Below are 15,047 nucleotides of genomic sequence, written 5' to 3'. Positions count from 1 at the left end.
CGGTGGTGACGCCTAACGTCCGCGGCGGGCCGACTATCTCTCGCGTAGACTCTCCTGCTTGTACCTCATGATCGGTGAGAGGACGTAGCTGATGATGCTACGTGAGCCGGATTTGACTTCAACCGTTGCAGCCATCCCTGGAGAAAGGCTGACACGTCGGTTGTCGATGTCCATGTAGTTGCGGTCGAGCGATAGCCGCGCGGCGTACACAAGCTCCTGACCCTTCGGTTCGCTGCTGGTTGTCTCCGCACCCGACGATCTTGTGTTGCCGTTCTCCGGCGGTTTGTTGCGGGGAATGGCGTCCTGGGAGATGCTGACAATAGTGCCATGCAGCAGTCCGTAGCGGGTGAAATTGAAAGTATCGATCTTGATGGCGGCTTCCTGGCCTGCTTCGATGAAGCCGATGTCCTGGTTCGATATCGTGGCTTCGACCTCGAGATTACTGTCGGTCGGAACAATCAGCATAAGCTGTTGCGCCGGCGTGACGACGCCGCCGACCGTATGAACGGCGAGCTGCTGCACGACACCGTCGATGGGAGCTGTCAGGCTCTGCAAACCCGTGTGTCGCTCCGCCTTGATGACGTCCTGGGTTAACCCGGCAGCCTTCTGTTCCGCTTTGGCGAGTTCCTCGAACAAGGTACGCTCATACTCGGCGATTGCCTTGTTTCGGGTCTCCATGAGAACGCCAAGGGCGCCGTCCGCCTCGCCGAAACGGCTTTGCTGAACAAGTATCTCCTGGCGTTGGCCGACCAGTTCCTGGAGCTCGGTCAAGTACAACAGCTTCGAGCCCAGTTCTTTCTGATATAGCTGCTCACGTATTTCAACGCGCTGCTGAAGTGGACCGATGGTTGCCTTCAGCTTCTCAATTGACGCTTTGGAGGTCGCTCGCTCTGCTTCCTTCTGCGCGATTTGACGATCAATTGTGGCGAGCTTCGCATGCTGCTCGGTGGTCTGGCTGATAAGATAGCGACGGTGCATCTCGACCAGCACAGGTGACGCGCCGGGCGGGGCTTCGAATGTTGAGGCAGGATCGGTCTTGTTTGAGAGCAAGGACTTCAAACGCGCGACGTCGAGCTGTGCGCTCATCAGATCGCCCTTCAAGTGACTCAGTTCGGCCGCGGAAACAGTAGCATCCAGATCGATCAGGCGTTCGCCGGCTGCGACACTCTGCCCGTCGCGGACGTAGATCGCGCGGACAACGCTGGTTTCGAAGGGTTGAATGGTCTTGGTCCGACCGCTTGGAATGATTTTGCCCGGAGCAATGGCAACAATGTCGACAGTTCCAATGCAGGCCCAGGCCAACGCGACAGCGAGCCCGGCCATAATGCTGACGACGATGGCGCGTCCCACCGGAGACGGAGGCGTCTCGACGATCTCTAGTGCTGCGGGCAGAAAGGCGAGCTCGTGGCTCGGGCGGGCCTCATCGGTGGGCCCGAGCCTTGCGACCGCGCGACCGAGCTTGCGGGCGTGATCTGCGAAGACAATGACGGCATTCCCGGAGCTGCTCTGCGCCGGCCCTGTGGACCGCTGCTCTGCCGTTAATGGCGCTCGGCCGACAAGGCCGGAAAACAGGTCGGTCACTCGAGGCGTCATTACCAGTGAACGCGCCTTCAAATCCTGCACTAGGCCCAGGCAATTTTGAGAGAGGCGCAGCAGCCAAGCGGCGATGGCGCGGCGTCGGATAATCAAAACCAGCCGTCCATCCCAGATGGCTTCGAGTTCAGATCTGGAGATGATAGCCGGCCTTTCGGCGCCGGGAGCAAGGATCACCGCTTCGTTGCCGTGCACTTTTCCAAGCAACAGGAAGCTTTGGCTGCGAAGCGGAACAATTCCCGGCAGAGGATGCTTTGACAGCTCATCCCAATCGGTCAGCGCACAACGTGCAGAAAGGTTGACCTCTCTTGCATAAGCGAGCATGTCCGGAACGCCGATCGGAGCGTAGCCTGACCGTCGGCGAATGTGATCGAGATTGCTCTCAATACCGCGCAGGCGTAGGAGGACGTCCAGGACAAAAAGCCCGGGGTCTTCGATGGCCTGTGTCACGGTCCGCTCCATCGGCCCTCAGCGAGTCCAATACGGAGCGCGAGACGAACAGGCCGGGCCGCATCGTCTCCTTGCGCGGTCGTGAGAGAGGAACATGCTATGGAAGCTCATGGAAACCTGTCTGCAGGCGATAGAGCTTGGAATAGCGCCCGCCGCGATTGATCAGTTCTTGATGCGAGCCGTCCTCGATCAGGCGGCCATCTTCAATCGTGATGATGCGGTCGGCCATTCGCAGGGCCGACAACCGATGCGCAATGATCAGTACAGTCCGGCCCTGTGAGATCTTCGCCATATTCTGTTGAACAATGTGCTCGCTCTCATAATCGAGTGCGCTGGTGGCCTCGTCAAGAAGCAGGATCCGAGGATCGGTTACAAGTGCGCGCGCAATTGCGATGCGCTGACGCTGTCCACCTGACAGGCTACTCCCCCGTTCCCCTACGGTGGTGTCATAACCCTGCGGTAGCTGTAGAATAAAGTTATGTGCACCAGCCATTGTCGCCGCCTCGATCACGCGTTCCGTCGATGTCGCGGGATCGGCGAACGCAATATTATCCCTGATCGAGCAGTTGAAAAGTATGTTGTCCTGAAGAACCACACCAATCTGGCGACGCAACCAGGCGGGATCCACCTGTGCAACGTCGATGCCGTCGACCAGGACTCGGCCGCGCTCAGGTATGTAGAGTCGTTGCACCAGCTTGGCCAACGTGCTCTTTCCCGACCCCGAGGCGCCTACTATTCCAATGACCTGGTTCGCGGGAACATGGAAGTGCATATCCCGCAGAATCTCGGGTCCGTCAATGCGGTAGCGAAAGGTCACGTGCTCGAAAGTGATATGGCCTCGGATCGCAGCCAGTGCCATCTTGCCGGGATTGTAGACTGGCTCGGTCTCGGTATTCAGAATATCGCCCAGGCGTGCGATCGAAACCCTGGCCTGATGAAAGTCTTGCCAAGTCTGAGCCAATCGAAGCACTGGAGCGCTTACGCGGCCGGCGAGCAAATTGAAAGCAACAAGTTCGCCAACGGTAAGATCGCCGCTTATGACAAGTCTCGCGCCGAAATAAAGGGTAGCCGCGCTGACCAGCTTGCTGACAAATTGCACCGATTGACTAGCCACGTTGGCCAGGCTGATGACGCGAAAGCTCGCGGCGACATATCCGGCGAGCTGCTGCTCCCAACGGCGCTGCATCTGGGGCTCGACGGCCATTGCCTTGAGTGTCTCGATTCCAGTCACACTTTCCACAAGAAAGGCCTGATTTTCTGCACCACGCTGAAATTTCTCATCGAGCCGTCGCCGAAACAGCGGCGTGGCGGCTGCGGAAATTCCGACATAGACTGGAAGCGAGACGAGAACGATCCATGTCAGCGCCGGTGAGTAGAAGAACAGTATCGCGATGAAGATGGTCGCAAAGAACAAATCGATGATCAGCGTCAAGGCCGAGCTGGTCAGGAAATTGCGGATATTCTCCAGTTCCCTCACCCTCGCAACGGAGTCGCCAACGCGCCGTGCCTGAAAATAACCAATTGGCAGAGCCAATAGGTGACGAAACAGCCGGGCGCCCAGTTCCACGTCGATCCGATTTGTGGTGTGGGAAAACAGATAAGTGCGAAGGATGCCAAGTATGGTTTCAAACAACGCGATTGCGACAAGGCCAACAGCGAGCACGTCCAGAGTGCCCATGCTCTGGTGAACCAGGACCTTGTCGATCACGACCTGAAAGAAGAGCGGCGATACAAGCGCAAAAAGCTGCAGGCAGAATGATGCAGCCAGAACTTCGGCCAGCAGCCGCCGGTACTTGTGAATTGCGCCAAGAAACCAGGTGATGTCGAAACGGCGAGCGAGATCGGAGAGAGACGCGCGGCGCGTCATCAGGATCACCGATCCGTCCCACGCGGCCTCAATCTCCATTCGCGACATTATGACCGGCTGAGGTCGACCAGGCTCGAGAGCGATGACCTTGTCCTCACTGGCCTTTCCGAAGATCAGGAATTTGTCCTCGCGCAGGACGGCGAGTGCCGGCATGGGTAGACCGGAAAGCCTGGACCAATTCGTTCTGACGACGCGTGCCCTCAACCCCAGTTCCTTGGCGCAGCGAAGCATCTCGGCGATCCCGATAACTCCTCCGAACTGATGACGGATCCGTTCAGGATCAACTGCGACCCCGTGAAATCGGAGCATCATGACCAACGCGATCAATCCTTGATCAGGGATTGCGCCAGTTGGCTCAAGTTGCTCGCGCATTGGCACTCCGCGCCGCATCACGCAGTTTGGCCCAGTAATGCCTGTGGCAGTAAATATCGACCATGATGGTATGTCGTCCGGTGCTGCGCGGGGCTCGGGGCGCAACCCGATATCGGGCCGATTAGGGAAGAAATCCAGCGAGACAGCAGGCCATCAATCCATTTTAGGAGCCGCCCCGAAAGCGAGTTGACGGCTGTCAATATCGGGGGGAGGCGGTCGCATATCATCCCCCGGATGGTTGGAATTGTAACGAGAACAGCCGCGCACCGCCTGGCCGATCGCCAGGCAACAGGAATTGGCGTTGGCATCGGATCTCGGCTTGTTCCGACCTCTCGGTCAGGAACGCGAAATGACTGAATCTTCATTCGAGCTCAGAGAGGAACCAGTAGCGACGTTTTCGACCGAGCGTTCGAGAGCGCGTACTGAACGAGATGTTCAACACACCAGACGGGATCAGCCCAACGATCCGGATCAGCCCAACCTGAAAGTCCTGTTCGCGAACAAATTCTTCTTCCGCAACGGCGGCTCCGAGGTCGTCATGTTCGACGAGATGGAGCTGATGCGGAGCCGAAATGCCGATGTCATTGAATTCTCCATGAATGATGATCGAAATGTCCCATCGCGCTTTCAACCATATTTCGTATCGCAAAAATCGTATCGGGCTCCATCGCGGAGCGACAAGCTGAAGTCTGCACTTTCCCTCATTCACTCCCCGGAAGCCGTTTCGAAGATTACTGATCTCATTCGGAACGAGAGACCGAATATTCTCCATTGCCACAACATCTATCATCAGCTCACCCCATCCATCATCTCCGCCGCGGCCAGATTGGGGGTTCCCGTCGTTCTCACGCTTCATGACTACAAGCCGGTCTGTCCTGTCTACACGCAGCTCAGCAACGGACAGGTGTGCACGAGATGCGCAGACGGTGGTTTCGAGGCCCTTCTCGCGCGACGCTGTGCGAATGGGTCATTGGGCCGCAGCGCCTTACTCTGGGCGGAGGCGCGCTATCACGCGTTGGCGGGAAGCTATCATCGGGTCGGAAAATTCATTGCGCCGAGCAAATTCATGTACGAGGCCGTCGTCCGCCGGTTTGGTGCGGAGAAGGTGGTTCATATTCCGAACGGAATAGACGCGTCGCGTATCGAGGTGCCTACCGACGACGAGGGCTACGCATTGTACTTTGGGCGCTTGTCGGCTGAAAAGGGCGTTGAGACCCTTCTCCTAGCTCATGCAGCAGATCAAGGAACCTGGCGGTTGGTGATCGCCGGCACCGGTCCGCTGCTGGAGGAGCTTCAGCGGAAGTATCCGATGGCGGAGTTCAAGGGGCACCTCAGCGGCATAGAGCTGGAACGAACGATCATGCGAGCGGCGTTGATAGCTGTCCCCTCCGGATGGCACGAGAACAGCCCTCTCTCAATTCTTGAAGCGATGGCATACGGGAAGCCGATCGTAGCATCGCGCATCGGCGGCATTCCCGAGCTCGTGAGAGACGAATCGACGGGTCTGTTGTTTGAGCCCGGCGACGTTTCTCAGCTGTCGGAAAGTATCAGAAAGCTTCTTGCCGATCGCCATCGTCGAGAGGCACTCGGCCGCAGTGCGCGAAGGATCGTCGAGATTGAGTATTCACTTCAGGCGCATGGAGCCGCGTTGTTCTCGCTGTATGAGAGCCTGATTGGAGCGGCGGGCTTACACAAGAGAGTTGGATCATAAAATGGACCTCACTGTCATTTCAACGTTCCGCTGCAATTCGAAGTGCCAGATGTGTTACATCTGGCAAAACCCGACCGAGCCGAAGGAAGAGGTGTCGCTCGACACGCTGTCAAAACTTCCTGCCGGATTTGACAACCTGAATGTATCAGGCGGAGAACCGACGCTTCGCAAAGACCTCTCGGAAGTGATCGACCTTCTCTATCCCAAGGCAAGGGTGACGGAGATATCGTCGAACGGCCTTCACGCTGAGCGCCTGGTTCCAATCATCAAGAAGTATCCGAATATCAAGGTGCGGTTCTCGCTGGAGGGCGATAAGGAAACGAACGACAGGATTCGCGGCGAGAAGGACGGCTATAGCACCAAGATCGCAGGACTCCGTATGCTTCGTGAGGCGGGTGGCACCGATCTCGGTTTTGCGATGGTCATTCAGGATGAGAACGTCGATCAGCTCGTCGATGTCTACGAATTTGCCCGGACGGAAGGCTTCGAGCTGGCGACCTCCACGCTCCACAACGCGTGGCAGTTCTACAAGAACGACAACTACTTCTATGATCGCAAGGCGGTCGCGCGAAAGGTCGAAGGACTGATTTCGGCGATGTTGCGCAGTCCGAAGCCAAAGAACTGGTTTCGGGCCTACCTGAATCTCGGTTTGATCGAGAAGATCCTTGGTCACGATCGGCTGATACCCTGCAGCGCAGGCAGGGATTTCGCGTTCATCGATCCTTGGTCGGACGTATGGGCTTGCAACGTCCGGTCCGATCTTCCCATGGGCAATCTTGCGCGCCAGTCATGGGACGAGATCATGAACAGCGAGGTCGCGCAGCAGACGCGGAAGAAGGTCGCTGGCTGCGGCCAGAATTGCTGGATGGTGACAACCGCGCGGACCGCCATGCGGTCGAACCTGGTCCCTCAGCTGCCGAAATCCGATCCCCTGCTCTGGGTCCTCAAGAACAAGCTGAAGGTATCGATCGGCAAGAGCATCTGCTTTGACAGCTACATCAATTATTCCGACGTGAGGCCGTCCCCGCACGTCGAACGAACGTCCTTCCTGAACAAGAACGTCAAGGCCCGATTGGTCAAGGGGCGCATTACCCCCGACGAACATTACCCGTTGCGAACTTTCATGAACAATTGAATTCGCGGAGGAAATCCAGATGAGCAGGCGTGAGATCTACATGTTCGGCTTTCGTGGTTTCCCGCAGATCCAGGGTGGCATCGAAGCGCACGCAGAGAATCTTGCGCCACGGGTGGTCGAACTCGGCAGACGAGTCACCGTGTGCATGCGATCGCCCTATGTCGAGCCCGGCCTCGCAAAAGTATGGAAGGGCGTCCGCATATTGCGGCTGTGGACCGTGCCAAACAAGTACTTCGAAACGCTGCTGCATGCCGTGATTTGTGCGATTGTTGCTGCGGTTCGGAGGCCGGGTCTGGTGCACATTCACGGCATCGGACCCGCAATCGTAACGCCATTGCTGCGGGCCATCGGTCTGCAGGTCGTCGTCACCCATCACGGCGAGGACTACAACCGCGAGAAGTGGGGCTGGGCGGCGCGGGCGGTGCTGCGGACCGGTGAAGCGATGGGGATGCGCTACGCCAACAAACGCATCGCTGTCAGCCGTAGTATCGGCGACCTTATTGCCTCCAAATATGGCCAGCCGTGCGAGGTGATACCGAATGGGGTCGTGTTCTCGGAGATGCCGCAACAGAGCGACGAGGTCGTCGAATTGGGATTGGAGCCAGGACGATACGTACTCACGGTCGGCCGGCTGGTCCCCGAGAAACGCCAGCTCGATCTCCTGCGTGCGTTTTCGGCCGCGGCGCTGCCTGGATGGAAGTTGGCGATCGTTGGCAAGATCGATCACCAGAGCGAATACGCAGATCAGCTGGTCAGAGAGGCGGCCGGCCGGCAAAACGTCGTCATGGCGGGCTTTCAGACCGGCGATGCGTTGCGACAACTCTATGCGCACGCCGCGCTGTTCGTGTTGCCTTCGTCACACGAGGGCCTACCCATTGTGTTGCTCGAAGCGCTTAGCTATGGATTGCCGGTGCTGGTGAGTGATATTGCTCCCAACCTCGAAGTCGTGGACGATCCCGCCCGCATTTTCCATGTCGGAGATTGCGAGGAGATGCGCGCAAAGCTTTCGGCGCTGACGCTCGCCAGCCTGAATGCGGAGGAGCGCGAAGCCGTCCGCTGCGAGAGTGCTCAGCGATACGATTGGTCCGACATCGCGCACAGGACGCTGGAGGTATACGACGAACTGCTTGGCCGGAGACGGCCACAAGGCAACATCGCGCGTTCGGGCGGGGCCGGGAATAGAGTGCAACAATTGGAATTGGGCAGGCAGGGGGCTGCCCGTTACGGTCTCGCTCGCAGCGTCAACGACAATTTGACGAAGCCGCTCACGGGTGTGCCGTCGGCAAAAGTCAAATTGAAATAGTCGCGGCGTCAATCGGAAGCCGAGGGACGCGTAAGCCGAGCCCTTCTGGTGCTGAGCTCTTCCGCGGGCGGTCGACATCGTTCGTTGGCACGGGTGCATAGGGCTCCTTTGGGTGCGGTCTTTGTGGTCGCCTGCGCCTTAAAGGCCAGTTACTCAGCCCGCAGCCTTGAGGCCGGACATCCTCAACGCATCGGCGTAAGCCTCCTGCAACAGTGGGCTTTTCGCGATCGGGTCCTGCACATCGCCCCGGCGGGCGCAGGCTTGATATTGCCTCGCCGGCTTGATTCTGAGCACAAATTGGGCTTCCGAAAACGACTGAACCCTGAGAGGCTCGGGACAGGGGATTCGCAAGCCAACGAAGCATCGGGTCAGACGCCGAAACGGCTAAGCGTTGCTGGATGTTGTAAGAATGACCAGGGTGGACAAGCCAACGGTAAGCGAGATTGACCGGCTGATCGCACCGATCGTCGAGTTGGCTGGTGAAAACCTGATGTGCCTGTCCGACCCCTCATTTGAGTTCGTACCGGATAGAACGAGAGGAGGAATCTCGGCCATTCATCAGCGCTTGAAAGCGGAGCTGAGGGCGCTTCTGCAGCTGCGCACGGTGTATGGCGACATGATCGCCTGCCGGGTTGTCGCCGGTGAATATCCGTGGGCGCGAGGCGAATTGTCACACTACCAGCATTTAAGACTTGCGTGGTCGCAGTTGGCGCGGCTGAGCGACATGTTCAATGACTCCATGAAGGAGATTGACTGCCTTCATGACGAGACGCTGGAGCTGCTTTCTGTCGATGTCGAGCGAGCGGGTGGTTGGTCGGCTGGCGTCGGGGCCCTGCCAGCGGAGGCTATCGATCGGGGTGCGCTCGTGGATCGCTGGTATGACGTTGCGCCAAAGTCGAAACTGCCAATCTTTGATACCATGAGAATCGCAAGCGAATGGTCCGATGTCGCTCATCCTTTCGCGGATCACTACGGTGCAGCCCGAAGCGAGCTATTGGGACAGATTGACGCAAAGATGCAGGCAGTCGCTTCGGGCATTGCCGGTTTTCTGTCGGATCATGGCGACGAACTCATAGACCTGATTGGACGGTACAACGATATGGTCAGGAACTTTCGAATGCTGCATGACAGAGACATGATATGAAGGACCTCGCGGTGAAGACCGACGATGTCCGCGCACGGGAGCAGGTCAGCAATTAGATTGCACCGGCGAACTGAGCTTATCCCTCGGTTGGGAGAGTGCTCATTCGCAGTTGACTGGCGGTCATCTTGCCAGAGACTGACACGAGCTCGTAGCCTACCCGTTGCCCCTCGAGCAACGTGGAAAGGCCGGCTTGTTCAACTGCCGACATATGAACGAATATGTCTTTGCCTCCGCCGTCGGGTCTAATGAACCCGTAACCCTTAAACTTGTTAAACCAAACTACAAATCCGGTCGGCACAGTACCTCCAGGCAATTCCTTGGTCTTTTCCGGAGCGAACGCCGTGATGAGGAGCTGAAATCAGCGCAGATACGGGGTTGTTGAAATTGAGAATGGGGTCTCTTGCAGTGAATCAGGATCGCTATCTATTCCTTCCCCTCTCCCTGAGTAGTTGCGCAGACGATCCAGCCTGTTGCCGACAGCATCTCTGGCCGGAACCGCACCGCTCAAGTAGACAATCAGCGCTGGATGTTGCTTAAACAAGCAAGGTGCCTCGCAAACAGGCGTTCCATCTGGTGGGGATTGGATCTCAAGATGAGTCCCTCGCACCTAGCGTCGGCCGGATCGTCTCGTTGTTTGCGGTGCAGATGTTGGCCCGCCGTACCAGATGCTCACGGCCAGCACCTATTACGGTAGTATGTTCAACACGGTAATACGTTCAACGATACCCTCCACATAGGCGTGCAGGAGGCGAAGCGGGACGGCAGTCCGACGCTCAACAACTACAATGCCGGCTAGAAGTGATCGCCACGCTGTTTCCGGACAAGAGCTACACTGGTTTATCGTCGGTCCGTGGACTTTGAAATGTTGGTATTTTTGTTGGTATCGAGCAGCTTCTTCGGACAGCGAAATCAGACGGTTACGTGCCAATATCCATTACCTCGGGGGTAATGGATGGGGTGAAATCCGCATGCTAGGTTTTCGACCATGAACGCACATGCATCCACGGCCCGGGCCGAACGCAGCCAGCCGATTCATATCGGCGACCATCTGCGCGAATGGCGGCAGCGCCGCCGCATGAGTCAGCTCGATCTCGCGGGCGAGGCCGAAATCTCCTCCCGGCATTTGAGCTTTGTCGAGACCGGCCGCGCCGCGCCCTCGCGCGAGATGGTGCTGAAGCTCGCCGAGCGTCTCGACGTGCCCTTGCGCGAACGCAACGTGCTGCTGGTCGCCGCCGGCTATGCGCCAGCGTTTCCGCAGCGTCGGCTGGAGGATCCCGCCTTGAAATCAGCCCGCCAGGCGATCGACCTCGTCCTTAGGGCGCATGAGCCCAATCCGGCACTCGCGGTGGACCGGCACTGGAATCTCGTATCCGCCAACCGCATGGTGGCGCCGCTGCTCGAGGGCATTCCGCAGCGGCTGCTCGACCAGCCCTTCAACGTGCTGCGGCTCGCCTTTCATCCCGAGGCTCTGGCGCCGCGCACGGTCAATCTCGCGGAGTGGTGTGGACATCTTCTGGAGCGATTGCACCGGCAATGCGAGGCGACGGCCGACGCCGAGCTGATCAAGCTATACAACGATCTCAAGAGTTATCCCATTCCGGCGCGGTCGGGACCTTTGTCGAGCGACAATGTCGCGATTCCCTTCAAGTTGCGCCATCAGGGGGAGATCCTCAGCTTCTTCTCCACCACCATGGTGTTCGGCACGCCGGTCGACATCACCCTGTCGGAGCTGGCGCTGGAGACGTTCTTTCCGGCCGACGAGCGCACCGCCGAGCGGCTGAAGCAGATCGCGGCAAAAATGGGCTAGCGCTCTTGCCTCGAGGCGCCTTGGACTTATCTTGCGGGGAACCCGCATCGCCCGAAGGAGGCCCTGATATGAGCACGCTAAAACCGCTCCAGATTGACGTCGTCTCCGACGTGGTGTGCCCCTGGTGCTACATCGGCAAGCATCGGATCGAGAGCGCGCTCGCGCTCGTGCCCGACGTTCCTGTCAAGCTCAACTTCCGTCCCTTCTTCCTCAATCCCTGGGTTCCGCGCGAGGGCATCAGCCGTGAGGACTATCTCACCAAGAAGTTCGGCTCGGTCGAGGCCTATAAGGGCATTGCCGGCCGCGTCGTCGCCGCCGCGGGCGAAGAAGGCCTCGTCTACCGGCCCGAGCTGGTTGCACGCCAGCCCAATACGACCGACTGCCACCGCCTGATCCTCTGGGCGGAGGCAATCGGCAAGGCGCCCGAGATGAAGCAACGTTTGATGGAGCTCTATTTCCGCGACGGCGGCGATCTCACCGACGCGAACGTACTGGTGCAGGCGGCGGCCGATATCGGGCTCGATGCAGACGACGTGCGCCGCCGTCTTGCCACCGACGAGGACGTCGCGCGCGTCTCGGGCGATGCGCAGGAGGCAGCGGAGAAGGGCATCTCCGGCGTGCCGACCTACGTCTTCGCGCAGAAATACGCTGTCTCCGGCGCGCAGGATCCGAACATGCTCGCGCGTGCCATCCGCGAAGTCTCGGCGGAGATCAACGCGCAGGCGGCGGAGTAGCTCGCTTTCATCTGCGCAGCAGGTGGATGACGCGCCGCACTGTTTCGTATGCGAAGCCGTGCGCGATCAACGTCGCGTGAATCAAGGCCACCATTGGATCGTTCCGCTTCAGCGGAATCAGTACGTCGCCGACCGCAAAGCGCCCGCGCCAGATCGGGTTGATCATGGGATGATCGGCGCTCGCGGTGGAATCCGCGCTGGCGATTGACGGATCGGTGCAGAGATGGCGGGTGAGCTCGAGCGTGAGCTGCACGCCTGGCGAATATTTTGCGAAGCGCTCGTCGATGCCAAGTTTGAAGAAGAAGGCGCGGTCCTGATGCCGCAGCACGATGCCGGCGGCAACCGGCGTCGTGCCAGCACGGAGCGAGATGATCTCGCATTGCGCGGTCTCCGCCAGCGCCGGCACGGCGCGGCGGATGAAGGTCGCATCGCCGGCATCCTGGAGCAGCGCGGTACCGCGGTTGCCCTTCCAGCCGCTGGCTTCGAGCTGCAGGAATGTTTCGAGTGCGGGCCCGATCTCGTCCGGCCTGCGCGCGACGTCGAACACGACCGGCCCGTGCTCCTCCAGGCGATGGCGCTGGCGGCGCAGTTCCTTGAGCTTCTTGGCGCCAAGCGCCTCGCGCAACAGCACGTCGCCGTCCTGCGTCGCATCGAGACAGGCACGGATGTAGGAGCTGAGGATGCGCGGCTTCAGTCCGGATCGGCCGAGGACCTCACCGAGCGACATCAGCGCCGCGCCGTCGAGCGCGACGTCGCGCAGGATCAACGCGTGTGCGCCAGCCTCTCGGGCTTGCTGCAACAGCCGTGTTGCCGCTTCGATCGTGGCGTCGCGGTCGATCAGCGGGCCGCACAGCGTGCCATACGGATGCGCGCTCACCAGCGCGGGCAGGGGGATCTTCCAGGCACGCCAAAGCGGGATCACCGGCATCAATCCGATCAGCCGCTTCGAAGAGCCGTCAAATGCGGGGAGCGCCGATGCACCGGTGCGGTCGCGCGCGGTTGCGCTGACGGCGAGCTCCCAACCGGGCAGGTAATAGCCGTTCGGCTCGATCGCCCGCTGCGCGAGCGCGCGCCATTGGCCGGGTTCGATCGCCGTGAGCGGGACGAGCGCGCAGGTCGTCGCGGCGCCCTTTGCCGATGCCGGATTGATCGCAGCCTGGTGCGCGATATCGACCACGTCCCGTCGTCCCCGTTCACGCGGGCGAAATCCGCGCCACGCGGCCATGCTTAGCGCAAAGATTGGAAAATACGGTTGGGACGCCCCTTCAATTCGAATGGTATTGTTAACGTCTCGTTGATCATTCGGGCGGCAATCCGCCGGATGCAGCGATGAACGCACAAGAGGTGCTCTCGAGTCGGAGGATCAAAATGGTTGTCACGCCTTTCACGCCGATTGCCTCGCTGCTCGGCGGTGCCTTGATCGGGCTCTCCGCGGTGCTCCTGATGTGGGCGACGGGACGGATCGCCGGCGTCAGCGGCATCGTGGCGCGACTGTTCCCGCCTTACCAGGACCGCGAGTTCACCGGCCGGCTCGTTTTCGTCGCAGGCCTTGTCGCTGCCCCCGTGCTGGTGCGGCTGGTCACCGGCAGCTTTCCGACGCAGACGATCGAGGCCGGTGCGGCGGTCCTGATTGTGGCCGGATTGCTCACGGGGTTCGGCACGGTGTGGGGCAGCGGCTGCACGTCCGGCCATGGTGTCTGCGGCCTGTCGCGGCTTTCGGTGCGCTCGCTGGTCGCGACCGTCACGTTCATGGCAATGGCGATAGCCACCGTGTTCGTGACGCGGCACTGGAGCTGACGGCGATGGCAATATTCGTTCAATTCGCAATCGGCCTGGTCTTCGGCCTCGGCCTTATCCTCTCGGGCATGTCGAACCCGGCAAAGGTGCTGAACTTTCTGGACGTCGGCGGCATTCCCGCTGGGACTTGGGACGCCAGCCTCGCTTTCGTGATGGCCGGCGCGATTGCCGTCACCTTCGTCGGCTTCAACCGGGTCTCGAAGCTTGCGCGACCGTTCTTCGCCGAACGATTTTATGTTCCGATGCGAAAAGACATCGATCCGAAAATTGTTATTGGCCCCGCCATTTTCGGCATCGGCTGGGGACTGGCGGGCTTCTGTCCTGGACCGGCGCTGACCGCGCTTGGGTTCGGCTCGATCTCCGCTTTCATATTCGTCGCCGCGATGTGTGCCGGTATGGTGCTCGCACGCTTCATCGCGCAGCTTCCGTCGTCGACGCGCGCAGTGACGCCCGCCGATCCTCTCGAAACCTGACATGGACAGGACCGGGCGGGCTGTCTCGTCCGGTCCCGTTCCTCGAGTCTTATCGATTACCAGCGATCGCCGACACCGACGCCCACGCTGACGCCGGGCCTGCGAATGCCGACGCCAGCGCGTCGGCCGTCGTCCCAGTCGCCTAGATCGGCTCGTAGGTTTCCGTCCCGCAGATGTCCTCGGCCTCCGCGCGTCGGCGGTCGATCACCTTTCCGCCAGCGATCGTCACGATGTAGGTCTGGGGGCCGAGCGCCGTTCCGGTCGCGGAGGTGAGCTGCGCGCGGACGCAGGCGGTCCAGCCCGATCCGCGGACCTCGTGATGGGGCAGGGCGACCTGCACTTCGCGAGGGTAGGACGTCGTGAGAAAGACCACTTCGATCTGTTCGCGGACCACGCGTTTGACGTCCGGGGGCGGTTCGGGCGGCGGCTGTTCGACCTCCTTGATGCGCATGAATTCGGGCACCGGCGCCCGGCTGTCGGCAAAGCCGCAGCCGCCAAGCGCAAGCGCGCCGGCGAGCAGCGCCGCATGAGCAATGATTCGCAACATTCGTGAGGGTCCCCTGCGGGCCATCAGATAGGCAGGAATGCGATCCGGCGAAGTCCCGTCCGATCAACATTTGCTGAAGTCGGTGACGCCGCGGCATTGGCTATTACGGGGATT

The 15,047-nt window shown here is 59.9% G+C and carries 13 protein-coding genes; 8 read left to right on the top strand and 5 right to left on the bottom strand.

The window, feature by feature from the left end:
* Positions 1-33 precede the first annotated feature (33 nt).
* Positions 34-2,043 carry an HlyD family type I secretion periplasmic adaptor subunit gene (locus FXV83_RS37800; protein WP_187436449.1) on the bottom strand — a complete coding sequence of 670 codons (2,010 nt, stop codon included), beginning with the start codon at positions 2,041-2,043 and terminating at the stop codon, positions 34-36.
* Between the two features lie 97 nt (positions 2,044-2,140).
* Complete coding sequence (locus FXV83_RS37795) at positions 2,141-4,282, bottom strand: type I secretion system permease/ATPase (protein ID WP_148744907.1); 2,142 nt, start codon at positions 4,280-4,282, stop codon at positions 2,141-2,143.
* Between the two features lie 349 nt (positions 4,283-4,631).
* Between FXV83_RS37795 and FXV83_RS37790 the strand changes: the two genes are divergently transcribed.
* From FXV83_RS37790 to FXV83_RS37775, 4 genes are all read left to right on the top strand, one after another.
* Complete coding sequence (locus FXV83_RS37790) at positions 4,632-5,993, top strand: glycosyltransferase family 4 protein (protein ID WP_235940540.1); 1,362 nt, start codon at positions 4,632-4,634, stop codon at positions 5,991-5,993.
* Between the two features lies 1 nt (position 5,994).
* On the top strand, positions 5,995-7,128 hold the full coding sequence (locus FXV83_RS37785; protein WP_148744905.1) for a radical SAM protein: 1,134 nt from the start codon (positions 5,995-5,997) through the stop codon (positions 7,126-7,128).
* Between the two features lie 40 nt (positions 7,129-7,168).
* A complete protein-coding gene (locus FXV83_RS37780) occupies positions 7,169-8,431 on the top strand; it encodes a glycosyltransferase family 4 protein (protein ID WP_235940539.1) in 1,263 nt (420 codons plus the stop codon).
* A 409-nt stretch (positions 8,432-8,840) separates the two neighbouring features.
* Positions 8,841-9,575 carry a hypothetical protein gene (locus FXV83_RS37775; protein WP_148744901.1) on the top strand — a complete coding sequence of 245 codons (735 nt, stop codon included), beginning with the start codon at positions 8,841-8,843 and terminating at the stop codon, positions 9,573-9,575.
* A 76-nt stretch (positions 9,576-9,651) separates the two neighbouring features.
* Here the strand turns inward: FXV83_RS37775 and FXV83_RS37770 are convergent, their stop codons facing one another.
* Entirely contained in the window at positions 9,652-9,873 is a 222-nt protein-coding gene (locus tag FXV83_RS37770; RefSeq protein WP_148744899.1) for a cold-shock protein, read from the bottom strand.
* A 687-nt stretch (positions 9,874-10,560) separates the two neighbouring features.
* On the opposite strand from FXV83_RS37770, the gene FXV83_RS37765 reads away from it, so the two are divergent.
* Positions 10,561-11,382, top strand: a complete 822-nt coding sequence (locus tag FXV83_RS37765; protein WP_148744897.1) for a helix-turn-helix domain-containing protein — start codon at positions 10,561-10,563, stop codon at positions 11,380-11,382.
* A gap of 68 nt (positions 11,383-11,450) precedes the next feature.
* Positions 11,451-12,116 carry a DsbA family oxidoreductase gene (locus FXV83_RS37760; RefSeq protein ID WP_148744895.1) on the top strand — a complete coding sequence of 222 codons (666 nt, stop codon included), beginning with the start codon at positions 11,451-11,453 and terminating at the stop codon, positions 12,114-12,116.
* Between the two features lie 7 nt (positions 12,117-12,123).
* Here FXV83_RS37760 and FXV83_RS37755 read toward each other — a convergent pair whose 3' ends face one another.
* Complete coding sequence (locus tag FXV83_RS37755; protein ID WP_148744892.1) at positions 12,124-13,293, bottom strand: GNAT family N-acetyltransferase; 1,170 nt, start codon at positions 13,291-13,293, stop codon at positions 12,124-12,126.
* Between the two features lie 191 nt (positions 13,294-13,484).
* On the opposite strand from FXV83_RS37755, the gene FXV83_RS37750 reads away from it, so the two are divergent.
* Both FXV83_RS37750 and FXV83_RS37745 read left to right on the top strand, forming a co-directional pair.
* The gene (locus FXV83_RS37750; protein ID WP_148744891.1) at positions 13,485-13,913 is read left to right on the top strand and encodes a YeeE/YedE family protein; all 429 of its coding nucleotides are present in this window, start codon (positions 13,485-13,487) and stop codon (positions 13,911-13,913) included.
* A gap of 5 nt (positions 13,914-13,918) precedes the next feature.
* The gene (locus tag FXV83_RS37745; RefSeq protein ID WP_148744889.1) at positions 13,919-14,386 is read left to right on the top strand and encodes a DUF6691 family protein; all 468 of its coding nucleotides are present in this window, start codon (positions 13,919-13,921) and stop codon (positions 14,384-14,386) included.
* A gap of 142 nt (positions 14,387-14,528) precedes the next feature.
* Here FXV83_RS37745 and FXV83_RS37740 read toward each other — a convergent pair whose 3' ends face one another.
* A complete protein-coding gene (locus FXV83_RS37740) occupies positions 14,529-14,933 on the bottom strand; it encodes a hypothetical protein (protein WP_148744887.1) in 405 nt (134 codons plus the stop codon).
* Between the last annotated feature and the right edge of the window lie 114 nt (positions 14,934-15,047).

It is taken from the genome of Bradyrhizobium hipponense (assembly GCF_008123965.1).
In the GTDB taxonomy this organism is placed as follows: Bacteria; Pseudomonadota; Alphaproteobacteria; order Rhizobiales; family Xanthobacteraceae; genus Bradyrhizobium; species Bradyrhizobium hipponense.
The sequence above is the reverse complement of the archived record's forward strand: the minus strand, read 5'-3'. Positions and strand labels throughout refer to the sequence as shown.